Annotated in this window: 22 protein-coding genes; 17 read left to right on the forward strand and 5 right to left on the reverse strand. The window is 44.4% G+C overall.

From position 1 onward, the window contains the following. Position 1 precedes the first annotated feature (1 nt). The 12 genes from QSJ37_RS10410 to QSJ37_RS10465 all read left to right on the forward strand — a co-directional run bounded on the left by QSJ37_RS10410 (position 2) and on the right by QSJ37_RS10465 (position 14,237). Positions 2-979 carry an alpha-ketoacid dehydrogenase subunit beta gene (locus tag QSJ37_RS10410; RefSeq protein WP_285755084.1) on the forward strand — a complete coding sequence of 326 codons (978 nt, stop codon included), beginning with the start codon at positions 2-4 and terminating at the stop codon, positions 977-979. 21 nt (positions 980-1,000) lie between these two features. Then, on the forward strand, positions 1,001-2,365 hold the full coding sequence (locus QSJ37_RS10415; RefSeq protein WP_285755085.1) for an FAD-binding oxidoreductase: 1,365 nt from the start codon (positions 1,001-1,003) through the stop codon (positions 2,363-2,365). Between the two features lie 147 nt (positions 2,366-2,512). After that, a complete protein-coding gene (locus QSJ37_RS10420; RefSeq protein ID WP_285755086.1) occupies positions 2,513-3,526 on the forward strand; it encodes a sugar-binding protein in 1,014 nt (337 codons plus the stop codon). After that, a complete protein-coding gene (locus QSJ37_RS10425) occupies positions 3,519-4,976 on the forward strand; it encodes a sensor histidine kinase (protein ID WP_285755087.1) in 1,458 nt (485 codons plus the stop codon). Before QSJ37_RS10420 ends, QSJ37_RS10425 begins: the two co-directional genes overlap by 8 nt. Then, positions 4,973-6,520 (forward strand): response regulator transcription factor, encoded by a 1,548-nt coding sequence (locus QSJ37_RS10430; protein ID WP_285755088.1) that lies wholly within the window; start codon positions 4,973-4,975, stop codon positions 6,518-6,520. Before QSJ37_RS10425 ends, QSJ37_RS10430 begins: the two co-directional genes overlap by 4 nt. A 144-nt stretch (positions 6,521-6,664) precedes the next feature. Beyond that, a complete protein-coding gene (locus QSJ37_RS10435) occupies positions 6,665-7,969 on the forward strand; it encodes an ABC transporter substrate-binding protein (protein WP_062755570.1) in 1,305 nt (434 codons plus the stop codon). 63 nt (positions 7,970-8,032) lie between these two features. Further along, positions 8,033-9,004: a carbohydrate ABC transporter permease gene (locus QSJ37_RS10440; protein ID WP_285755089.1), complete on the forward strand. Its 972-nt coding sequence runs from the start codon at positions 8,033-8,035 to the stop codon at positions 9,002-9,004. Continuing rightward, entirely contained in the window at positions 9,004-9,825 is an 822-nt protein-coding gene (locus QSJ37_RS10445; protein ID WP_081188946.1) for a carbohydrate ABC transporter permease, read from the forward strand. The genes QSJ37_RS10440 and QSJ37_RS10445 overlap by 1 nt, the downstream gene beginning before the upstream one ends. 669 nt (positions 9,826-10,494) lie before the next feature. Continuing rightward, entirely contained in the window at positions 10,495-11,370 is an 876-nt protein-coding gene (locus QSJ37_RS10450; protein WP_285755090.1) for an ROK family protein, read from the forward strand. Positions 11,371-11,535: 165 nt separating this feature from the next. Continuing rightward, positions 11,536-11,679 carry a hypothetical protein gene (locus tag QSJ37_RS10455; protein ID WP_015865188.1) on the forward strand — a complete coding sequence of 48 codons (144 nt, stop codon included), beginning with the start codon at positions 11,536-11,538 and terminating at the stop codon, positions 11,677-11,679. 12 nt (positions 11,680-11,691) lie between these two features. Beyond that, positions 11,692-12,633 (forward strand): TetR/AcrR family transcriptional regulator, encoded by a 942-nt coding sequence (locus QSJ37_RS10460; protein WP_285755093.1) that lies wholly within the window; start codon positions 11,692-11,694, stop codon positions 12,631-12,633. Then, positions 12,612-14,237, forward strand: coding sequence for an MDR family MFS transporter (locus QSJ37_RS10465; protein WP_285755095.1), 1,626 nt, complete (start codon positions 12,612-12,614; stop codon positions 14,235-14,237). Before QSJ37_RS10460 ends, QSJ37_RS10465 begins: the two co-directional genes overlap by 22 nt. Positions 14,238-14,369: 132 nt before the next feature. Here the strand turns inward: QSJ37_RS10465 and QSJ37_RS10470 are convergent, their stop codons facing one another. The 3 genes from QSJ37_RS10470 to QSJ37_RS10480 all read right to left on the reverse strand — a co-directional run bounded on the left by QSJ37_RS10470 (position 14,370) and on the right by QSJ37_RS10480 (position 17,030). Continuing rightward, positions 14,370-14,705, reverse strand: a complete 336-nt coding sequence (locus QSJ37_RS10470) for a DUF779 domain-containing protein (protein WP_285755096.1) — start codon at positions 14,703-14,705, stop codon at positions 14,370-14,372. Between the two features lie 71 nt (positions 14,706-14,776). Further along, on the reverse strand, positions 14,777-16,297 hold the full coding sequence (gene adh, locus QSJ37_RS10475) for an aldehyde dehydrogenase (protein ID WP_033008377.1): 1,521 nt from the start codon (positions 16,295-16,297) through the stop codon (positions 14,777-14,779). A 163-nt stretch (positions 16,298-16,460) separates the two neighbouring features. After that, positions 16,461-17,030 (reverse strand): hypothetical protein, encoded by a 570-nt coding sequence (locus tag QSJ37_RS10480; RefSeq protein ID WP_285755098.1) that lies wholly within the window; start codon positions 17,028-17,030, stop codon positions 16,461-16,463. A gap of 147 nt (positions 17,031-17,177) precedes the next feature. On the opposite strand from QSJ37_RS10480, the gene QSJ37_RS10485 reads away from it, so the two are divergent. The 4 genes from QSJ37_RS10485 to QSJ37_RS10500 all read left to right on the forward strand — a co-directional run bounded on the left by QSJ37_RS10485 (position 17,178) and on the right by QSJ37_RS10500 (position 20,832). Then, on the forward strand, positions 17,178-17,669 hold the full coding sequence (locus QSJ37_RS10485) for a DUF1284 domain-containing protein (RefSeq protein WP_285755099.1): 492 nt from the start codon (positions 17,178-17,180) through the stop codon (positions 17,667-17,669). An 80-nt stretch (positions 17,670-17,749) separates the two neighbouring features. Next, positions 17,750-19,126 (forward strand): aspartate kinase, encoded by a 1,377-nt coding sequence (locus QSJ37_RS10490; RefSeq protein WP_285755100.1) that lies wholly within the window; start codon positions 17,750-17,752, stop codon positions 19,124-19,126. A 132-nt stretch (positions 19,127-19,258) separates the two neighbouring features. Beyond that, positions 19,259-20,224, forward strand: a complete 966-nt coding sequence (locus QSJ37_RS10495; protein ID WP_285755101.1) for a processed acidic surface protein — start codon at positions 19,259-19,261, stop codon at positions 20,222-20,224. Between the two features lie 5 nt (positions 20,225-20,229). After that, a complete protein-coding gene (locus QSJ37_RS10500) occupies positions 20,230-20,832 on the forward strand; it encodes a class D sortase (protein WP_285755102.1) in 603 nt (200 codons plus the stop codon). 10 nt (positions 20,833-20,842) lie between these two features. Here the strand turns inward: QSJ37_RS10500 and QSJ37_RS10505 are convergent, their stop codons facing one another. After that, positions 20,843-21,289, reverse strand: coding sequence for a YwpF-like family protein (locus tag QSJ37_RS10505; RefSeq protein WP_285755103.1), 447 nt, complete (start codon positions 21,287-21,289; stop codon positions 20,843-20,845). Positions 21,290-21,620: 331 nt separating this feature from the next. On the opposite strand from QSJ37_RS10505, the gene ssb reads away from it, so the two are divergent. Continuing rightward, positions 21,621-21,965 (forward strand): single-stranded DNA-binding protein, encoded by a 345-nt coding sequence (gene ssb, locus QSJ37_RS10510; protein WP_285755104.1) that lies wholly within the window; start codon positions 21,621-21,623, stop codon positions 21,963-21,965. A gap of 165 nt (positions 21,966-22,130) precedes the next feature. Here ssb and QSJ37_RS18080 read toward each other — a convergent pair whose 3' ends face one another. After that, a complete protein-coding gene (locus QSJ37_RS18080; protein WP_483313596.1) occupies positions 22,131-22,277 on the reverse strand; it encodes a hypothetical protein in 147 nt (48 codons plus the stop codon). Between the last annotated feature and the right edge of the window lie 2 nt (positions 22,278-22,279).

A 22,279-nucleotide genomic window follows, 5' to 3' on the forward strand; every position in this document is an offset into this window, starting at 1 on the left:
CATGGCGGAAAAGACGATGATTCAGGCGATTAATGAAGCGATGCGGCAAGAAATGGAACGCGACGAGCGCGTGATTGTACTAGGAGAAGATGTCGGGAAAAATGGCGGCGTGTTTCGCGCGACAGATGGATTGTTAGAACAATTTGGGGACCGCCGTGTATTTGATACGCCGCTTGCCGAATCAGGCATTATCGGCACATCGATCGGACTGGCGGTGAACGGATTCCGCCCGATTGCGGAAATTCAGTTTCTCGGCTTTGTCTATCAGGCGATGGATCAGCTTGCGGCGCAGGCGGCGCGCCTTCGCTTCCGTTCGGCGGGACGGTTTACATGCCCGCTTGTCGTACGAAGCCCATACGGCGGAGGAGTGCGCACGCCGGAGCTTCATTCCGATGCGCTAGAGGCGCTGTTTACGCATTCACCTGGTTTGAAGATTGTCATGCCATCCAACGCCTATGACGCAAAAGGGCTGCTTATTTCAGCGATTCGCGATGAAGATCCCGTTTTATTTTTAGAGCCCATAAAATTATACCGCGCCTTGCGCATGGAAGTGCCGGATGAGCCGTACGAAATTCCGCTTGGAAAAGCGCGTGTCGTCAAAGAAGGGGAAGATGTGACGATCATTTCGTGGGGGGCGACTGTTCCGCTTGTTGCGAAACTGGCGGTAGAGATGAAGTCGCAAGGAATTGACGCCGAAGTAATTGACCTTCGCTGCCTGCAGCCATTAGATATCGATACCATCGTGGAATCGGTAGAAAAGACAGGACGGGTGATGATTGTTCATGAAGCGGTCAAAACGAACGGGTTCGGCGCCGAAATTGCCGCATTGATTAGCGAACGGGCATTGTTTACGCTATCGGCGCCAATCGTGCGCGTGACCGGCTATGATACACCGTATCCGGTGCCGTCGGTCGAGGATGATTGGCTGCCGAACGCCACTCGCATTTTCGAAGGGGTACAAATGTTAATGCGCTATTAATAAGCACGAAAGGGGATCACAATGGGACTTTATGAAGATTTATTAGAACGGATTGGTGACCGTGAACGGGTGACGGTGAACGAAACAGTTCTTGAACAGCATAGCAAAGGGATTTCCTATCACGCGCCGAAAAAGCCGGATGTCGTCGTCTTTCCGAAAACGGCGGCGGAAGTGAGCGCGGTGTTGTCTTATGCGAATGAGCGGCGCGTTCCGGTGACGCCGTTTGGCGCAGGAAGCAGTCTCGAAGGCCATGTGATTCCGGTCAAAGGCGGCATCACACTCAACCTTACGATGATGAATAATATTATTGACATTCGCCCCGACGATTTTTTGGCCATCGTCGAGCCAGGGGTAACGCGGATGCAGCTGAATCAGGCATTGAAAAAACATGGACTGTTTTTCCCGGTTGATCCGGGAGCGGACGCAACGATCGGCGGGATGGCGTCAACGAACGCCAGTGGTACAAACAGCGTCAAATACGGCGTCATGCGCGATCAAGTGCTAGGCTTGGAAGTCGTGCTCGCCGATGGGAAAATCGTTCATACCGGCGGAATGGCGGTGAAATCGTCGGCAGGTTATGACTTAACGGGGCTGTTTGTCGGTTCGGAAGGAACGCTGGGTGTATTTACGAAGATTATTGTCCGTCTTCAGGGCATTCCGGAAGCGACGAATGCGATTAAAGTAAGCTTTCCTACGTTGGCGGAGGCAGCGCAGGCCGCAGCGTCAATTTTAAAAGCGGGCGTGTCTCCGGGGAAAATAGAGCTTGTGGATGAGCAAACGATTCAAGCGGTCAATCAATACAAACAGACAGACTATCCAGCGGCGCCGACGCTATTTATTGAACTAAGCGGCAGCGCGTCGAGCGTAAAAGACGGAACAGAGCTTGTCAAAGAGTTGTGTGTTGCGGAAAACGCGGTTTCGTTTGAAATGGAAGAGGATTCTGTCGCGCGCGCCAAATTGTGGGAAGCCCGGCATCACGCGGCATTTGCCATTCAAGCGGCATATCCAGGGAAAGCGATGTTATCGACCGATGTATGTGTGCCGATTTCCAAAATGCCGGCAGCGATTGCCGAAACGCGGAAGCTTGTCGATGAATATGGCATGACGGCCGCGATTCTCGGCCATGTCGGCGACGGCAACTACCATACCATTCTTGCTTTTGATCCGGCGGATAAGGAAGAAGTAAAGCGCGTCGAAGAAGTGAACGCCCGCATCGTCCGCTATGCTTTATCCCATGGCGGCACATGCACAGGAGAACACGGCATCGGCATCGGAAAGCGTCATTTCTTATATGAAGAACATCGCGATTCGGTTCCGCTGATGAAAGGGATTAAACAGCTGTTTGATCCGAACGGCATTATGAATCCGGGGAAAATTTTCTTATAATGAAAATCCCTCACTGATTCACGCTCAGTGGGGGATTTTTTTTGCGTGATAAAATCCATCCTTTCTTTTTTCGTTAGACGGAGTGCGGGAAAAATATGTACAATAAAGTCGTATCATACATGTTTTTGTCAAAATAGGGGGTCGCCCATGCGAAAACGATGGAAGTGGATCATTTATGCCAGCAGCATTGTGGCGCTTGTTGCAAGCGCTTCCTTTACAATCTATTGCGCGTGGAAAGTATATGCCTATCATCAGCCAGGTGAAAGAGAAACTGAGGCGCACGAAAATAACGCGTATCATTTTGTCCTCGTTCCGGAGGAGCTGGATAATGATTATTGGCGCTTAGTGGAAAAAGGAGCGAAAGCGGCGGCAAAAGAGACAGGAGTCCATCTCGAATATGTTGGACCTCGGCAGGCCAACATTGATGAACATATTCATATTCTTGAGAAAGCGGCCGCTTCCAAAGTAGATGGAATTATGACACAAGGATTGACGGAAAAAGAGTTTACGCCAGTGATTAACCGCATTATCGAAAAAAATATCCCTGTGGTGACGATCGATACCGATGCGCCAACAAGCAAGCGAACGGCTTATATCGGCACGGACAACTATTACGCTGGTTTTATTGCTGGAAAAGCGCTAGGGGAAGATATGCATGGGAAGGCAAATGTAGCGATTATTACAGGAAGTCTTACCGCCTCCCATCAGAAACTGCGGGTTCAAGGGTTTAAAGATGCGGTGAAGAACGAAAAAGGGATTCGCATCATTGCCATCGAAGAGTCGAATATTACACGCATACAAGCAGCGGAAAAAGCGTACAGCATTTTAAACAAGCATCCTGAGGTGAACGCGTTTTATGGCACAAGCGCGCTGGATGCGATCGGAATCGCAAAGGTCATTGAACAGTTTCATCGCGAAAAGGAAACATATGTTATCGGATTTGATACACTGCCGGAGACGATTCATTATTTGCAAAAAGGAACGATTCATGCAACGGTGGTGCAAGAACCTTATGAGATGGGATACCGTGCGGTGAAAATGATGGTGGATATTATCAAAGGAAATGATGTTCCGTCTGTTACGAATACGGAAACAAAGGTCATCCGCAAGCAAGATTTGCCGCTGCGTCCGGCTCGCAACTACGAGGTGAAACATGATTAAAATTCGGACAAAACTATTGTTGTATTTTAGTATTTTTATCCTGTTGCTCAATGGCATTGTCTTCTTTTTATACAACAGCAGCGAAGATATTGTGAATGAGTACGACTACAGCATGCGCCGGCTTTTGCTGTTGAATGAAATTTCTCAACGTACGAATCAATTAGTAGAACAGTTGAATGCTTATCTTACAGAAAAAGAGGAACGATACTTGCGAGAGTATAACCGCCAATACCGCTGGCTGCAAGAAAACCGCAAACAAGTCAGAGAAATGTTTTCCAACCGAAAAAATGCGCTTTTAGTGGAAAATTATGAACATATGATTGAAAGTTTACTAGAGGAAGGGGCATTGACCGTCTATCATTTTCAAGCAGGCAATATTAGCTTATACTCTTCCCACCTTCACGAAGCGATGAAGATTTCTTCGTTTATTCAAGAGACGACCCTTTCATTAATTCACAATGAATTAACGACTTATCAGCATTTTTACAATGAAGTGGAAGAGCGGAATCGTTATTTTCGCTACATGGTGATCGGATTGTTTATGACAACGTTTTTGCTTGGCGTTCTTTTGGCTGTATGGTTTTCTGGAGGCATCACAAAGCTGATCGCGCGTCTTTCGCGTGCCGCTCGGGAAATTGCAAGCGGGAAGTTGGATGGTCCTGATGTCGTTAGCACAACGAATGATGAATTAAAATTATTAACTCATACGTTTAATGATATGCGCCGCAATCTGCAGCGGCTGATTGAGGAAATGAAGAAAAAATCCGAACTGGACAGGCTCGTAAAAGAATTAGAGTTAAAAAGTTTACAGAGCCAAATCAATCCTCACTTTTTATTCAACACGTTAAATGTGGTTTCGAAAATGGCGTATTTAGAAGAAGCGAACCAAACATCACGGTTGATTGAAGCGATTGCGGCAATTTTGCGATATAATTTAGGAGACTTGCAGCGTACGGTAACATTAGCCGATGAAGTCCATATCGCAAGGGAATACTTTTTTATCCAACAGACACGCTTTTTTGACCGAATTAAATTTTCGATGGATGTCGATAAACAATGTTTGCCATTGCCCATTCCGCCTCTAACCTTGCAGCCGCTTATTGAAAATGCCTTTATTCATGGAATCGAATCTTATGAAAAAGGAGCGGAGATTTCGTTAAAAGTAGAAAAAAGGAACAAACGCGTCATCATCGAAGTAAGGGACAACGGAGTCGGGATGAGCGAAGAAACGAAAGAAAAATTAATGGCTTTTATAAAGGGACAAGAAGACGGCTCTGCTTCGAATGAAAAAAAACGCGGACACTCCACCAGCATCGGTATACGCAACGTTATTCGCCGGCTTCAGCTTTTTTATGGGATACAAGATGTGATGGAGATTGAGTCAACGGTTGGGGAAGGAACAACGGTTCGTCTGCTTTTGCCAATGACAAAAGGGGGTGGAAGCGAATGAAAATTGCCGTTGTGGATGATGAAGTGTTGGAGAGAAAAGCATTGCAAAAAATGATTCGCGACCATCTTCCGAATATGGAAGTAGTCGCTGAAGCTGCCAATGGACGTGAGGCGGTGGAAATCGCCAACGAATATAAGCCGGATGCGATGTTAATCGATATTAAAATGCCTGGAATCGACGGGCTCGAAGCGATTGAGCTTATTCGCCGGCATCACCCGGATATGAAGTTTATTATCGTATCCGCGTTTGATACGTTTGAATACGCAAAGCAAGCAATGCGGCATGGTGTGAAAGAATATTTATTAAAACCGAGCCGGAAAGAAGAAGTGATTGGCGCGCTAAGGCGAGTGTATGACGAATTAATGGAAGAGCGGAAGAAAGAAGAAGAAAACAGGGAATTGCAACAACGAGTGCACCAATTGCAAAAGCTTGTAGAAAAAGAATGGTTATCAGTGCTGATGCTCGAAGAAGTTTCTTCAGAGGAATGGAAACAATGGGAGACGCTGCTTCCGTTTTCGATTGACTCGGGAATGTTTATGGTGATTCAATTTCCTAGCGGCGGAAAAAAAGAGGTATGGAAACAGTGGGTAGAACAAGTGCTTTTAGAAAAGGCGGCGACATATTACGTCATTGGAAGAATCATCGATGGACAAATGCCGATTTTGTTTTTTACGGATATTCCCGAGAAAACATGGAAGCCGATGATACAATCCCTTGCCCATGACCTTGTTCAGCAGTTTGAAAAGCAATATGAAGAAACACTTTATATCGGTCTTGGTTCTCCGGCATCCCAGCTAGAGGGGTTGCGCCATTCCTATTATGAAGCGCTCGCTGCTGTACAATATTATGCATCGCAAAAAAAGGCAAAGAGCGGTTTTCTGCCGAAGAAAGCGGTGCTCGCATCGGCAGCCATCGATCAAACGGAAAGAGAAAAACGACTGTTTGATGTGGTGCGTGAAGGTGATTTCGAACAAGCATTAACACAATGTCTATCTTATATAGAAGAGATAGCTTCTCATCATCCGTTTCCTGTCGTGAAACAGAAGATGGAGGAAACATTTATTTTGCTTGGGCGCATGTTAACCGATTTCGGTATTTCGTATGAGCGGACCACCACTTTTCATTCGTGCAGTTCCTTGGAGAAATTGAAAAGAACAGCAATAGAGCAGCTTCAGCACATGGTGCATTATATACAAGCATGGCGGCATCAGCAGGCAAACGGAAAGCTTGGCAAGGCGAAAGATTATATTGACGAGCATTACCATCATCCGCTGACACTCGAAGAAGTGGCGGAATATGTCGGCATCAGCCCATACTATTTTAGCAAACTATTTAAAGACCGCTTCGGAATGACGTTTATTGACTACGTAACCGAAGTGCGCATCGCGCGCGCGAAAAAGGAAATGGCAGATCCGAATAAAAGTCTAAAAGAAATTTGTTTTCTTGCCGGCTACAATGATCCGAACTATTTTAGCCGCGTTTTTAAAAAACATACCGGAATGTCTCCTACCGAATATCGGAGAAAGCTCCACTTTGCCACTTGATGGTGATGAGGAGCTTTTTATCTATGGACAAAAAAGTGAAGAAGATCGCAAAAAAGTGCAGAGATTTGTTGGCTGAAATGATGAAAAAACATGTTACATTCATTGTTGAAAGGGTTTTCATGATAAAGAAAAGGGGGAGGAAACGTGAAGAAAAAAGGATTATGGTTGTCATTAGCATTAACGTTCAGCTTGGCGTTAGCTGGCTGTAATTCCGATTCCAATTCCGCATCCAACAATAACAATAAAGAGGATCAAGGCGGAAGCAAAGGACACGAAAAGCTTGAAATATTCAGCTGGTGGACTGGCGCCGGAGAAGAAGATGGATTAAAAGCGTTAATTAAATTGTTTCAAGAAAAATATCCAGATATACCAGTAGAAAATGCAGCAGTAGCAGGCGGTGCCGGAACCAATGCGAAAGCGGTGTTGGCGAGCCGCATGCAAGGAAACGACCCTCCTGCGACATTCCAAGTGCACGGCGGTGCGGAGTTGAATGAAGGATGGGTAGCTGCCGGTAAAATGGAGCCGCTCAACGATTTGTATGAAAAAGAAGGTTGGATGGATAAGTTTCCAAAATCATTGATCGACATGGTCAGCAAAGACGGGAAAATTTATTCCGTTCCTGTGAATATTCACCGCGGCAATGTGCTTTGGTATAACAAAAAAATCTTTGCCGAAAATGGCCTCCAGCCGCCAAAAACGTTTGATGAATTTTTCCAAGTTGCTGAAAAGCTGAAAGCGAAAGGCATTACTCCGCTTGCGTTGGGGGACAAAGAACCTTGGACGGCAACGCATATTTTTGAAACGGTTTTACTAGGCACGTTAGGAACAGAAGATTACAAAAAGCTTTGGACAGGAGAATTATCGTTTGACGATCCAAAAGTGAAGGAAGCGGTCAACACGTTTAAGAAAATGTTGAATTACGTCAACGAAGACCACAGTTCCCGCAACTGGCAAGATGCCGCTCAGTTGGTCGGAAAAGGCGAAGCGGCCATGAACATTATGGGAGATTGGGTCAAAGGTTATTTTGTGAACGATTTGAAATTAAAAGTCAATGAAGACTTCGGTTATGTGCCAACTCCGAATACAGAAGGCAAATTTATGGTGATCACCGATACGTTTGGCTTGCCAAAAGGCGTGAAAAATCCAGAAGATGTGAAGAAATTTTTATCCGTACTTGGTTCCGTGGAGGGACAAGATGCCTTTAACCCTCTGAAAGGCTCGATCCCAGCTCGTATTGATGCGGATCTGTCCAAATATGACGAATATGGAAAACAAACAATTCAAGATTTTAAAACAGCAGAACTTGCGCCAAGCTTAGCGCATGGATCCGCAGCGCCGGAAGGATTTGTGACAAAAGTCAACCAAGCAGTCAATATTTTCGTGACGCAAAAAGATGCGAAAACGTTTATTGATACACTTGTATCGGCTTCGTCAGAATTGAAGAAATAGAGAAGAAAAGGGGACGGGAACCATTCTCTTCCCCTTTTCTTGTTACGACAGGAGGGATGGAATATGGAAACAGCAAAGGCAGTATCGGAACGAAGCGTGACAGTCGTTCCAAAGACGCAAAAAAAGCGGAAATGGACGGTGGATCATTGGCTTGCACTCGCATTTCTATCGCCATCGGTTGTGCTTATTTTGATTTTCGTGTATGGATTTATCGGTTGGACGGGATATGTTTCTCTCAGCAATTGGAATTCATTGGTGCCTGACTTGTCGTTTGTAGGACTGAAAAACTATCTCTATTTATTTCATGATTTCCGCTTCCAAGCCGATTTGCGGAATACACTTGTCTTTACAGTCTTGTTCATCGGTGTCGTGATTGTGCTTGGCCAATTGTTGGCGATTTTATTGGATCAAAAATTGCGCGGCGAATCGATTTTTCGTAACATTTTCTTTTTCCCGATGGCGTTATCGTTTGTCGTAACAGGGGTTGTTTGGCAATGGCTATTAAACCCGTCAACAGGGGTCAACTTGTTTTTAAAAAAATTTGGATTGGACTCGAAGTGGTACACAGATACAAACATTTTAGGAGGTTTCCACATAGGGAAAATTGAGTTTGGCGTGCCGGTGGCGATCGTGGCGGTGGTGATTGCCGCTGTATGGCAAATGACGGGATTTGCGGTCGCGATGTATTTGGCAGGATTAAGAGCGATTCCGGAAGAAGTGCGGGAAGCGGCGCGAATGGATGGCGCCACGGAGTTCCAAATTTATCGTAAAATTATTATCCCGATGTTACGGCCGATTACGGTCAGTGTCATCATCATTATGGCCCACATTTCGCTGAAAATCTTTGACCTGATTTACGCGATGACTGGCCCTGGAGCAAACTTTGTCACAGACGTGCCGGGAGTATATATGTTTGAAACGACGTTCCGCGGCAACTACTACGCAAACGGAGCGGCGATCGCGATCATTATGCTGCTTTCTGTGGCTATTTTTATCGTTCCATATTTGATTTCAAGCCGAAAGGGTGAATCATGATGAAACAACGGACATGGTCACGGGCAGTTTTGTATATCATTTGCATCCTGATGAGCTTATTTTTCTTAATGCCGGTCTATGTGATGCTCGTGACAAGCGTCAAGCCGCTCGATGAAGTGACGCTTTCTGATATGTGGAAGCTTCCGACTGCCTTTGATTGGAGCAGTTATCAGACCGCGCTTGAGAAATTGGCGCCAAACTTTTTGAACTCTATTTATCTCGTTGTTCCTGCGACATTGCTCTCGGCGCTGTTAGGAGCATTGAATGGCTACGTATTATCGAAATGGAAATTCAAAGGGGCGGATACGATTTTTACGTTGATTTTGTTTGGCATGTTTATTCCTTATCAAAGCATTTTAATTCCGCTCATCCAGTTTTTGCGGGAAATTGGTTTGTATAATACAATTCCAGGGCTTGTATTTGTCCATGTCGTGTACGGTATTCCGATCACGACATTGATGTTCCGCAATTTTTACGCGGCGATCCCGGATGAAATGATTGAATCGGCGAAAATCGACGGAGCCGGGTTTTTACGGATTTTCCGCTATATCATGCTTCCGCTGTCAATTACCGGGTTTGTTGTCGTAGCGATTTGGCAGTTCACAAACATATGGAACGAATTTTTATTTGCAGTAACAATCACAACGTCTTCCCAACAGCCAATTATGGTCGCGTTGCAAAACTTATCCGGCAGCCAAATTGTCCAATGGAACGTGCAAATGGCAGGGGCGCTGCTTGCTGCTTTGCCGACATTGCTTGTCTATATGTTCCTCGGCAAATACTTTGTCCGTGGTTTGCTAGCAGGTTCAGTAAAAGGGTAATCATGCATGCCGGCAAAATGTTTGTGGGAGATCTTTTAGGAGCTAGAAACATTTCGATAATGCAAAAACATCCACCAAGCAAGAAATTCCTATGCCACGATCTTTGTCGTCGACCTCCGATCGTGCAAAAACTCTAGGAGATCGACGGCAAATTCTTTTTGCTTCTATCCCTACAGCCATCACCGCCCTACTCTATTGACAGAATTTTCTAAATGGTTTATACTAGACTTGCCATATTTTGAAAAGTATTGATGTGTCAACGTTTTTTGCGGTTTTATCTTACCTATGAGGGATTGAAACAGCTCTTGTTCAAGGGAAAGGTTACGTATTTGTTTTTGAGTTTGTATCTTACCTATAAGGGGTTGAAACTCTGATAGCGTTTTGAGCGCTTGGATTTCGCCAAGCGCGTTTGTATTTTACCTATAAGGAATTGAAACTTCGACTTGCGCATTTCTGCCATGTCGCAACACTGTTTGTCTCTTACCTATAAGGAATAAAAACTTTGCCCACCCACCCTTTTCTGCTACTGCTTGAATGGTTTTATCATACCTATTTGAAAAACCGCTCAACACAAAAAACCCGCTGATTTTCAGCGGGTTTTATCACTGGCTTAATGCCTTATGGTACAATAAAATCGGAAATCATAGAGACGAAAGCGGGGAGAAGTGCGTGTATCTTGGAGCGATTGAAGCAGGTGGAACGAAATTTGTATGCGCTGTCGGGGATCGCGACGGAAACATAAAAGAAAGAGTGACATTTCCAACGACGACACCAGAAGAAACGATGCGCTATGTCGTCGATTTTTTTAGCCGATATGAATTAGAGGCGATCGGCATCGGTTCCTTTGGTCCGATTGATTTGCATCCCGATAGTGCGACATATGGCTATATTACAAGCACACCGAAACAAAAATGGATGAATTTTAATTTTGTCGGTGAAATGAAACGGCATTTCCAAGTGCCGATCGGATTTGACACGGATGTGAATGCGGCCGCGCTCGGTGAACGGCGCTGGGGTGCCGCAAAAGGGATGCGAAGCTGCATTTATATTACGGTTGGAACCGGAATCGGCGTCGGGGCGATTGTCGAAGGGAACCTGCTCCATGGTCTTATGCATCCGGAAATGGGGCATATTCTCATCCGCCGTCATCCGGAAGACACATTTGCCGGTGTTTGCCCATATCATGGAGATTGTTTAGAAGGAATGGCGTCCGGACCGGCGATTGAAAAGCGCTGGGGGAAAAAAGGCGCGGAGCTAGGAGATCGCTTGGAAGTATGGGAGTTAGAAGCGTTTTATTTAGCGCAGGCGATTGCCAATTATATCTTAATTTTATCGCCGGAGAAAGTCATTATCGGCGGCGGTGTCATGAAGCAAAAACAGCTGTTGCCGAAAATCCGCCGCAATGTTCAGGAACTGTTGAACGGGTACATTCAGCAAGAAGCGATTTTGCGCGATATTGATCAATATATTGTACTTCCAGGCCTTGGCGATAATGCCGGCATCTGCGGGGCGCTTGCCCTCGCCGAACAGGCGCTTGCACAATGATCCACTGACCGCTTGTTCACACAGGCGGTCTTTTTATTATTATTTTTATGACTTTTCAGTCATAATTTATATAGAATCATGTTATAAAATAAGTTGATAAATATATACCACTGTTTTATAATATTTTTGACTGTCTAGTCATATTATCGTTAGGGGCGAAGTCCAATGAAAAAGGAAACGAATTATCAGCGAATTGTTCAATGGCTTCGGCAGCGCGGCGTGCGTGCGGAAATTGCAAAACCTCGCATCTCATTGCCATCGTATCGGCAATGCATCGAGCCAGGTATTTCGAAAAGTTCCTCTTTATAGGAGATGACGGGCATGACAGCAGGCCGGAGAGTGCAATTTATCGAAACAGCGATGAAATTGTTTGCTGAAAAAGGATACCATTCGACATCGATTCAAGATATCGTCGATGCGTGGGGGATTTCGAAAGGAGCGTTTTATCATCACTTTTCGTCAAAAGAAGACTTAATGCTCGCTATCATACGGCACTATTTTGAAAAAATGATGGCAAACATCACCGCCATTTCACACGATAGCAGTTCAGAAAAAGAGCGGTTTATTCAGCAAATCGCCGCGCATTTTGCGAATATGCATGAGCATAAAGACTTTTTGCAAATGATGATGAACGAACAGCTGCCAAAAATTAGCCACGATATTCACCATTATTTATTGAAGCAGTATGCTAACATCTTTTCTTGGTATTGCGACCGTCTCATCGAAGTATACGGAACAGAGGTAGAGCGGTACGTGCTTGATGTGGCGACGATGTTAAACGGCATGATTCGGCAATATATATTTTGTTTCATTTTGCAGGCAAATAAGTTTCATGCCGAAGAATTAGCGCGTTTTCTCGTACGGCGTTTGGATGCGATCATTGCGAGTTTTTCGCATGAAGAATCGCCGATTTTAAACAAAGAAATGTTAAAGCCGTTGATGGAAATAGAAGAAAAAGAACGCCGTGTATTGCGAGAAAAGATCAGCGCACACATTGCCCATATGCAAAACAAGATTTTATCGTTTTCACTCGATAAAAAAATACAGCACGAACTTCATGACGCGCTTGATGCGTTAGAAGCAGAGTTAATGAATGAAGAGTCGGCACCAAGGAAATATGTGGTGCAAGGAATTTTATTATATATCGAAAATCAACATATTCCGCTATTAGCTGATGATTTAGCATCGTTGACAGAAGTTATCCAACAATATATGACAGCGAATAGATGGGAGAGACGAAAATGGAAAAAGGAAATGAATTAGAAATGCAGTCAAGCACCATTCGACATCGAAAGATATTAATTACTGGTCTTATCATTGCCATGCTTTTTGGCGCATTGGACGGAACGATCGTCGGAACGGCGATGCCGCGCATCGTTGGGGAGCTTGGCGGATTAAGTTTAATGACATGGCTGACGACCGCTTATATGCTCACTTCGACGACGATCGTGCCGATTGCCGGAAAACTTGCGGATTTATTAGGCAGACGAGTCATTTATGTAACAGGACTCGTTATTTTTATGATTGGCTCCGCCCTTTGCGGTATGGCGAATAATATGACAGAGCTCATTATTTACCGCGGACTGCAAGGAATCGGCGGGGGAATTATGATGCCGATGGCAATGATCGTCATCGGGGATGTGTTTACCGGAAAAGAACGTGCAAAATGGCAAGGGGTTTTCGGTGGATTATACGGCCTTGCCTCCGTCATCGGCCCGCAAGTTGGCGGTTTTATCGTCGACCATTTGAATTGGCGCTGGGTATTTTACATTAATCTTCCTGTCGGGATTTTAGCAACCATTTTTATTGCGATGGGATTAAGTAAATATAAAGCCGAAGGGCCAGTGAAATTCGATATTGCCGGGATGTTTACGATGGTTGTCGGCGTTGTTAGCCTGCTTTTAGCGTTAACGTTTGGCGGGGATAAGTATGAATGGACATCATGGCAAATCATTGCCTTGTTTGCGGCGGCGCTTGTCTTTTTAACGCTGTTTGTATTTGTAGAGAGGAAAGCAGAAGAACCGATTTTGCCGATGCATTTATTTAAATACCGCACGTTTACCGTGCTAAATGGAATTGGCTTTTTAATGAGTGTCGGCATGTTTGGGGCGATTATGTTTGTTCCGTTTTTTATGCAAGGAGTTGTCGGAGTGAGTGCAACCCAGTCCGGCACGATTATGACGCCGATGATGATTACGATGATTATCGGAAGTATCATTGGTGGCCGAACGGTTTATAAAATTGGCGTAAAAACACAGCTATTCATTGGTATGGTCATTATGGCCGCGGGGTTCGGTTTATTAAGCACGATGGATGTGGATACGTCCGAATGGACCGCTACATTGTATATGATCATTTTAGGACTTGGAATGGGGTTAGTGATGCCTATTTTAACTCTCGCTTTGCAAGAGAGTTTTCCAAAGTCAGAGCTTGGTGTCGTCACTTCCTCAAGCCAATTTTTCCGAGCGATCGGCGGGACGTTCGGAATGACGATTTTAGGGGCGGTGATGAACCATCGCTCGAGCCAGCTGCTTGATGACCGTCTCATGCCAATGCTTCGGTCGCTCCCTGTGCAGGCAAAAGGAATGGTTGATCGGTTTGCCCATATGATTCATGATGATCCGCAAGGGCTTTATTCCGTCTTGTTTAGCCCGGAAGCGTTAGAGAAAATACCGCCGCAAATGAGAGAGGCGTTTGTGCCGATTTTAAAACATTCGCTCGTGGATTCGCTTCATTCGGTTTTCCTATTTGGACTTATTTTTGTCATTGGTGGAACAGTGCTCGTATTTGGGTTGAAGAACATCAAGCTATCTGATAGACAACAGTTGCAAGAAATGGCTGAAAAGGAAAAACTGCCGCAGAGCTAAACCTCCGCGGCAGTTTTTTTGGGGAAGCGATGGGTAACGGTTAGTGGGAGGTTTTTTGCTAAGAAGGAAAATGTGGTGTTGTTGACGGTGTGCTGGTGCGTTTTGTCGCTTTATTTACGAAGCGGTGATCAACTAGTCAAACACTTTTGAGCGGGTGTGAAAACGAACGCCTTCTGGACCTTCTAACGAAAACATGCCGCCGCGTCCTGGGACGACATCGATAATGAGCTGCGTATGTTTCCAATATTCGTATTGCGCTTTCGAAATGTAAAACGGACAGCCGCCGATTTCGCCAAGCAGCACATCGGAATCGCCGACGATCAGCTCGCCTTGCGGGTAGCACATCGGTGAACTTCCATCGCAACACCCGCCGGATTGATGGAACATTAATGGCCCGTGTTTTGCTTTTAACTTTTCAATCAGCTCCAAAGCGGCCTCTGTCGCGATTACTTTTGGCTGATTACTCATCGCAATCTCCCTCCTAAAATAAAAAAGATGGATGGCAGGAAAGGCAGCGTGAATGACACGCTGCCTAAAAATTAGAAGAGTCCTAGTTTTTTCGGTGAATAGCTGACAAGCAAGTTTTTTGTTTGTTGATAATGTTCAAGCATCATTTTATGTGTTTCGCGGCCGAATCCGGATTGTTTATAGCCTCCGAATGCTGCGTGTGCAGGATACATGTGGTAGCAGTTTGTCCAGACGCGTCCTGCTTGAATGCCGCGACCGACGCGATAAGCGGTATTAATGTCGCGCGTCCATACGCCTGCACCTAAGCCATACAATGTGTCATTGGCGATCTCTAATGCTTCGTCCATGTCTTTAAATGTAGTGACTGCAACGACTGGTCCAAAAATTTCTTCTTGGAAAATGCGCATTTTGTTGTGGCCTTTAAAGACAGTCGGTTTTACGTAATATCCATCTTTTAAGTCGCCTTCTAGGATATTCCGTTCTCCGCCGGCAAGCAATTCGGCGCCTTCCTGTTTGCCGATATCAATGTACGATAATATTTTTTCTAATTGTTCCGAAGATGCTTGTGCGCCGATCATCGTTTCTGTATCGAGCGGATTGCCTTGTTTAATTTGTTTTACACGTTCTAATGCGCGCTCCATAAATTTGTCGTAAATCGATTCATGAATGAGAGCGCGGGAAGGGCATGTACATATTTCTCCTTGGTTTAAAGCAAACAACGTAAAGCCTTCGATCGCTTTATCGAAAAATTCATCATCTTTTGCCGCCACGTCTTCGAAGAAGATGTTTGGCGATTTACCTCCAAGCTCCAATGTGACTGGAATAATGTTTTGCGATGCGTATTGCATGATTAGACGTCCTGTTGTCGTTTCGCCAGTGAAAGCAATTTTAGCGATGCGGCTGCTTGAAGCAAGCGGTTTTCCAGCTTCCACTCCGAATCCGTTCACAACGTTGACAACACCTGGAGGAAGGATGTCTTGAATTAACTCCATTAAAACAAGGATCGATGTCGGTGTTTGCTCTGCAGGTTTTAAGACAACGCAGTTTCCAGCTGCTAACGCTGGAGCGAGTTTCCATGCTGCCATTAAAAGCGGGAAGTTCCAAGGGATGATTTGTCCGACAACACCAAGAGGCTCTTTAAAGTGATAGGCGACCGTATCGTGATCGATTTCGGATAAAGTGCCTTCTTCCGCACGGATGCAACCGGCGAAATAGCGGAAATGGTCGATCGCAAGCGGAATGTCGGCATTCAACGTTTCGCGAATCGGCTTGCCGTTTTCCCATGTTTCTGCAACAGCAAGCATTTCCAAGTTTTCTTCCATACGGTCAGCAATTTTGTTGAGGATTCGCGCGCGTTCGGCAGGGGAAGTACGGCCCCATGCATCTTTCGCAGCATGAGCAGCATCCAACGCAAGTTCGATATCAGCTGCTTGGGAGCGTGGCACTTCGCAGTAAGCTTGCCCTGTCACAGGGGAAATATTTTCAAAATACTCTCCATCGACCGGTGGAACCCATTTGCCGCCAATGAAATTTTCATAGCGTTTTTTGAACGTGATCAGTGAACCAGGCTGCCCAGGTTGAGCGTAAATCATCCAAGTTTCCCCCTTATATATTTTTTATATGCGCTTACAAGAAAGCGCATTCAATATAATGAAGTGAAAAATTTCTCCCAGTAATTAGGTTATCATTTTGTCACAATTTTGTCAAAACAAATTTTGATTTATTTAAAATTTTATAAAAATAAAAATGATGAATCTAGTAGTGCAGCTCGAGTCCTTCCAGCCATTGGCTTGCATATACGCTGCTTAAATGATGGAACGCTTCGAGCACATCGCTTGGATTTGCCGCAAAAAGTTGTTTTGCGACGTTTTGATTTTGTTCGTGAATAAATTGAAACAGAAAGTCTGTTTTGACACGATTGACGGTTAAAAGTGCACAATAAGAGCGTTCTAGCTGCTTTTTGCGCTCGATTGTATCATCAATTTGTTCGAAATGCGCTTTATAGTGGGAAATAAGTTCGGATATATGCTCGCGAATTCGCGCCTGCGCTTCGTTCATCATTTCCTCCATCTCTCTGGCAGAAAGAAATGATTGCCTCTCGAGCATGGTTCCAAGCACTTGTTGTAAAGCATGCGACGATTCTGTTGCGAATGCTACATTGGCGAGCAATCCATGCATATATTCATTTTCATCCGCCGCTTGAATTCGTAACTTCATAATGATTTCAAGCACATCGGAATGAATTTTTTCTTTCGTCCAATGGGCGGTCAATTCATGAAGGAGAATGGACAATATATGGGCAACTTCCTCTTTTGTCATTTTCATCGTTGGCAGTTCCTTTCTGATTCGTGTTGTATATTTTAAGAATGCCATGGTGATGTATCCACCGTCAACGTTGCTTCCTTTTTTTAGTTGTAGAATCGCGTTTCTTTGAGTAAGATGGAACTAATAGAAAAGGGGAGGAGAAAAGCAATGAAGCCGCTAAGGCTGCGAGGTCATCATTTATTATGTGTTCATGGATTTCGCGGAATGGGATATAGCCCGTCGTTTGTCAAAAAAATGTGGGAAGTAGTGACGAAAATTCGCGATGAAGAACAAGATTTTCCGATTCAAGTCGTTGTCGCGCTCGATGATACGTGCATGACATGTCCGCATCACGGGGAAACGGCATGCCAAGCAGATCCAAATTCGAATGAACATGTGATCTCCATGGACCAAAAAGTGATTCGCCATTTAGGAATTGAAGAAAATGAAATTTATTTAAAATCGGAATTAGTGCGGCTTACAGCGCAAAAAGTGCGGCCGGATGATTTAGATTACTTATGTGCCAACTGTTCGTGGCTTCCGTATGGCGTGTGTAAAGAAGGAGTTGCCAATGTACAAAATGGCAACGTGGCGCAAAAGGCAAAAGTAAGTGCCGCCAGAAAATCATTTTCGCAGCAATACCGTTTTCAGAATTCATAAAAAATAATGACACCATTGATAAAAAAGTGTGGTATGATAAACAAATATAAAAGATTTTCAGACAGAAAGGGTTATGGAATATGAAAGTGGCAAAATTTGGAGGAAGTTCGGTCGCAAGCGCCACACAGTTTCGAAAAGTCGCCGATATCGTCAGCTCTGATGTGGAGCGCCGCATTATTGTTGTATCGGCGCCGGGGAAACGATTTAAAGAGGATATAAAAATAACCGATATCCTTATTCAATTGGCGCAAGCGGTTATGGACGGAAAAGCATGCGATGAGATCGTTCAGGCGGTAGTAAAACGATATGCAGAAATCGCCAAGGAGCTGGAATTGCCGGCAGATGAATTTACAGCGGAGCTAGAAAAGGATTTGCGTTGGAAAATGAACGAATATCGGCATGATCCGTGCCGCTTGATGGACGCGATAAAAGCAAGCGGGGAAGATCATAATGCTAGATTGATGGCGCTTTATTTACAGGAGATAGGGTTAGAAGCAAGCTACGTCAATCCGCGGGAAGCGGGAATTATTGTAACGGATGAACCGGGTAATGCGCAAATTTTGCCGGAATCGTATGAAAAGCTATATCATTTACGAAAACGACGCGGCGTATTAGTGATTCCGGGATTTTTTGGCTACTCATTGGAAGGGCATATCGTCACATTCCCACGCGGAGGTTCAGATATTACCGGATCGATTGTAGCAGCTGGGGTGAAAGCGGATGTGTATGAAAACTTTACGGATGTCGATTCGATTTATTGCGTCAATCCTTCCATTGTCGAAAACCCGCGCCAGTTAAAAGAAATTACATACCGAGAAATGCGCGAACTTTCTTATTCCGGATTTTCCGTGTTTCATGACGAAGCGCTGGAACCAGTTTATAAAGCAGGCATTCCTGTTTGTGTGAAAAATACGAATAACCCTGCCGCTCCAGGCACTTGGATTGTCGCCAAACGCAACCATCACGACGAGCCGATTGCCGGGATTGCTAGTGATACGGGATTTTGCAGTATTAACATCAGCAAATATTTAATGAACCGGGAAATCGGATTTGGCCGCAGACTGCTGCAAATTCTAGAGGATGAAGGAATTTCGTATGAGCATACTCCTTCTGGCATTGACAACATGTCCGTTATTTTACGGGAAAATCAATTAGAAGGAGGAAAAGAGCAGCGCATTTTAGACCGCATTCAAACGGAGCTGGAAGTCGATGAAGTTCATATCGAACATGGACTTGCGCTGATTATGGTGGTTGGCGAAGGCATGGAACGCACCGTCGGGATGGCGGCGAAAGCAACTGCGGCGCTTGCGAAGGCAAACATTAACCTTGAAATGATCAACCAAGGTTCATCGGAAGTAAGCATGATGTTCGGCGTAAAAGAAGAAGTCGTGGTCGATGCGGTTCGCGCGCTTTATGAAGCGTATTTTCAAGAGGCTTCCGTAGGAAACGAAGTATAAAATACATAAGAGGCGGAACGAAAAGTAATCCATTACTTTCGTATCCGCCTCTTTTTATATGTTTTTATACATAAGATATAGAAGTTCGGAAAATACTACCAATGTATATATTTTATGAGGGAGGAAACGGCATTGAAACGATTTTTCTTCGCCATCATCGCATGTTTCGTTTTCACCATCGCCCATGACGGACCGCATGCATTTGCGCAAATCCAAAAGCAAGAACTGGAGCAGTACATAAGCAGCATCGGCTGGACGATGGAAGATTTACTAAATTATTTAGATGATTACCAGATGACGGTCGCTGATTTTCAGACGATAGATGAGCTAAAGCAGTGGCTCGGTACACCGATTACAGAAGAAAATTTCCATCAGCTGCTTACACGCTATCAACTGACACAAGAAGAATTAGAAGCATTGCTTGGCCAGTTTGGAGAAACGGTTCAAGATTATACGTTTATTGATGACTTGGATGCGGCTGTTGGCTTTTATTTGCGACATAACGAACAAATGCAGCAAATTAATGATATGCTTGGAGCGATTGGTTTTACAGAAAAGGAAGCGAATCGTTTATTTGCGCATATTGCATCGCTTCATCACCAAAATTTGAAGCAACAGTTAGAAGCATTGAGCGCGCGCATACAACCGTTTCTTCAAGTAGAAGATGCAACACAGCTAACGAAGCAGCAAAAGAAACAATTGTTTTCCATTTGGGAAGATGTGCTGGCTGCGCTGGAAATACAACCGAAATTTTACCTGGAGAAAAACGGGGACAAGCAGGAAGTATCTTATCATCGGATTTTGTCGATGGATACGCTCGGTGGTCGGAATTTACGGGTCGAGCTATACAATCAAAAAGGAGAATTGCTTTCTGATGTCCAGTTGTCGGAAGAAATGTTTACTTCGGGATATGTGTTCCGAGCAGGTGAAAAATTGATCGACGCCAGCGCATTAGCAAGTGAAATGAAAGAAAAAATGTATGGCGAAAAAATGCCAGATACCGCTTCTCCGTATCTTGCCAATATGCTGCTCGGTCTTCTGTTTGTTTTGCTTGGCGCTTATGTTTATTGGCGCGCAAGAAGCAAATTAGCGGAGTGAGACATATGAGCAGGCGCCGGAAAACATATCAAACGTACGGTGCGTTGGTTTGTATGATGATAGGATTGGTGATGGCACTTTGGAATGGATATGCCTATTGGCTCGGGTGCAATGCTGTAAAACCGCTGAAAGAGGAAAGAAAAACGCCTATTGCTCGGCAAATGACCGCAAATATGGCTTCTAGACCGGAAATTGGCGAACAGATCGGGATGTTATCGATTCCAAAGCTTGGCGTTTCTATACCAATTTATCATGGAACAGAAGAGCGGCAATTGCGAAAAGGAATTGGACATTATCCAAAAAGCGCTTTGCCGGGAGAACGAGATAAGAATAATATGGTGCTATCCGGTCATCGTGATACTGTATTTCGGCAATTGGGAAAAATCGGTGTTGGCGACAAATTAATTGTGGAAACAACAATGAAGCAGTTTATTTATCGAGTAAAAAAAGTCCGCATCGTGGATGAAAACAACCGTACGGTTCTCGTCGAAAAGCCTCGTCCAACATTAACGGTGACGACATGCTATCCATTCCATTTTATTGGCAAAGCGAAGCAGCGCTATGTTCTCATTGCGCAGCTTGTTTCCACCATAAAGAAAAAGGGCTAGATGCGTAATTCTAGCCCTTTATGGTTGATTCATTGTTTTTAAAGCCACGGCGCTCGTTCAATTGCTGTTTAAATTCCTTCAACAAGGCTTCTCCTTGTAGCCCTTTTTTTACAAGACCTGCAAGTACCACTTCCGCTAAATCTGTTTTGCTTCGGATTAACAATCCATCCATAAGCACGCTGATATGGTCGTTCATTCTTGTGATGGAACGAACAGTTGCGAGCATATTGGCGGGATCGTTGCTTCGGTTTGTAATCGTTACTTGAAGACGGAATTCGTCATTTCTTTTTTGCAGTTCTGAAAATATTGATTCGTATTTTTTATCTAAATATGTTTCGATTAGCCAGCGATTTTGTCCGTCTTCTTTATTAATAATCAGCCCATCAATAAACGGGATGTCTTGTTGGTGCAAATCGTCGTAAACAACGGAGAGCCCCACAAGCTTGAAGGTTTTCATTCCATCACCTCGTCAACATTGTCCTTATAAAAATTATAGCACATTCCAACGACCGAGGGAAAATGTATCACGTGCCCGTTATCTTTTATATTTTATCCAATTGCAACCGTATCGATGTGGTGAGCTGTCATTTTATGGTCCGATAAGTCTATTTTTGAGGAGAACATAGAAAATTGAATTTTGCTGTCGATTTTACAATGTTCAGACCGTATGACCATCATAATTGCGGAAACAAACGGTATGTAAAATTAAAAAATGATGATTTTACGAAGAAATAGAAGTCCATTATGATGAATATGCACCGAAATGGAAGGGAGGGATGTGTCCAAACATGATTAACCAAGTCGTGCTCGTCGGCCGGTTGACAAAAGATCCAGAACTTCGATATACCGCCGATGGAGCAGCAGTCGCTAACATTACGTTAGCGGTAACAAGAAATTTTCGCAATGCGGAAGGGGGAATTGATACCGATTTCGTTCAATGTATACTTTGGCGGAAAGTGGCGGAGAATACAGCCAATTACTGCCGAAAGGGTTCGATTATTGGAGTCATGGGGCGGATTCAGACAAGAAACTATGAAAAGAAAGACGGGCAACGAGTATACGTGACAGAAGTAGTGGCTGAATCCGTGCGGTTTATGGGCGGCAAAACGAATGAATGGATCGAACATGCTTAAATTTCCTCTATTATCCTCATTCTTTTCCTTCCAGCCTTTTCCCCAAAAGAGAGAAAGCGTGTTTCCTCGTAACATCCCCAACTTTGCGCTAGCAGGAAACGTTAGCGCTTTTTTTTATCGTGTGTTCCCGCTGCTGCACTGTGCAAAGCGAAGAGCTAGATGTGATTATTTGATGGCATCGGAAAATTCTTTCACCAGCTTAATGATGATGAATTCTAAATGTTTTCGCTTTTTGGCTGGCAATTGAGTGAGTGAGTAAATCGTTTTTTCCATATTTGGGTTTTGTTTCAAATAGTCAATAATATCCAGCATTT

This window comes from Parageobacillus sp. G301 (genome assembly GCF_030268025.1).
Classification (GTDB): domain Bacteria; phylum Bacillota; class Bacilli; order Bacillales; family Anoxybacillaceae; genus Parageobacillus_B; species Parageobacillus_B toebii.

Excerpts from the sequence above, each read along its gene's own strand:
- QSJ37_RS10465 (WP_285755095.1), top strand. The coding sequence starts at position 12,612 with ATGGAAAAAGGAAATGAATTAGAAATGCAGTCAAGCACCATTCGACAT.
- ssb (WP_285755104.1), top strand. The coding sequence starts at position 21,621 with ATGATTAACCAAGTCGTGCTCGTCGGCCGGTTGACAAAAGATCCAGAA.
- QSJ37_RS10410 (WP_285755084.1), top strand. The coding sequence starts at position 2 with ATGGCGGAAAAGACGATGATTCAGGCGATTAATGAAGCGATGCGGCAA.
- QSJ37_RS10425 (WP_285755087.1), top strand. The coding sequence starts at position 3,519 with ATGATTAAAATTCGGACAAAACTATTGTTGTATTTTAGTATTTTTATC.
- QSJ37_RS10500 (WP_285755102.1), top strand. The coding sequence starts at position 20,230 with ATGAGCAGGCGCCGGAAAACATATCAAACGTACGGTGCGTTGGTTTGT.
- QSJ37_RS10490 (WP_285755100.1), top strand. The coding sequence starts at position 17,750 with ATGAAAGTGGCAAAATTTGGAGGAAGTTCGGTCGCAAGCGCCACACAG.
- QSJ37_RS10445 (WP_081188946.1), top strand. The coding sequence starts at position 9,004 with ATGAAACAACGGACATGGTCACGGGCAGTTTTGTATATCATTTGCATC.
- QSJ37_RS10415 (WP_285755085.1), top strand. The coding sequence starts at position 1,001 with ATGGGACTTTATGAAGATTTATTAGAACGGATTGGTGACCGTGAACGG.
- QSJ37_RS10430 (WP_285755088.1), top strand. The coding sequence starts at position 4,973 with ATGAAAATTGCCGTTGTGGATGATGAAGTGTTGGAGAGAAAAGCATTG.
- adh (WP_033008377.1), bottom strand. The coding sequence starts at position 16,297 with ATGATTTACGCTCAACCTGGGCAGCCTGGTTCACTGATCACGTTCAAA.
- QSJ37_RS18080 (WP_483313596.1), bottom strand. The coding sequence starts at position 22,277 with ATGCTGGATATTATTGACTATTTGAAACAAAACCCAAATATGGAAAAA.
- QSJ37_RS10440 (WP_285755089.1), top strand. The coding sequence starts at position 8,033 with ATGGAAACAGCAAAGGCAGTATCGGAACGAAGCGTGACAGTCGTTCCA.
- QSJ37_RS10420 (WP_285755086.1), top strand. The coding sequence starts at position 2,513 with ATGCGAAAACGATGGAAGTGGATCATTTATGCCAGCAGCATTGTGGCG.
- QSJ37_RS10460 (WP_285755093.1), top strand. The coding sequence starts at position 11,692 with ATGACAGCAGGCCGGAGAGTGCAATTTATCGAAACAGCGATGAAATTG.
- QSJ37_RS10505 (WP_285755103.1), bottom strand. The coding sequence starts at position 21,289 with ATGAAAACCTTCAAGCTTGTGGGGCTCTCCGTTGTTTACGACGATTTG.
- QSJ37_RS10480 (WP_285755098.1), bottom strand. The coding sequence starts at position 17,030 with ATGAAAATGACAAAAGAGGAAGTTGCCCATATATTGTCCATTCTCCTT.
- QSJ37_RS10485 (WP_285755099.1), top strand. The coding sequence starts at position 17,178 with ATGAAGCCGCTAAGGCTGCGAGGTCATCATTTATTATGTGTTCATGGA.
- QSJ37_RS10455 (WP_015865188.1), top strand. The coding sequence starts at position 11,536 with ATGAAAAAGGAAACGAATTATCAGCGAATTGTTCAATGGCTTCGGCAG.
- QSJ37_RS10470 (WP_285755096.1), bottom strand. The coding sequence starts at position 14,705 with ATGAGTAATCAGCCAAAAGTAATCGCGACAGAGGCCGCTTTGGAGCTG.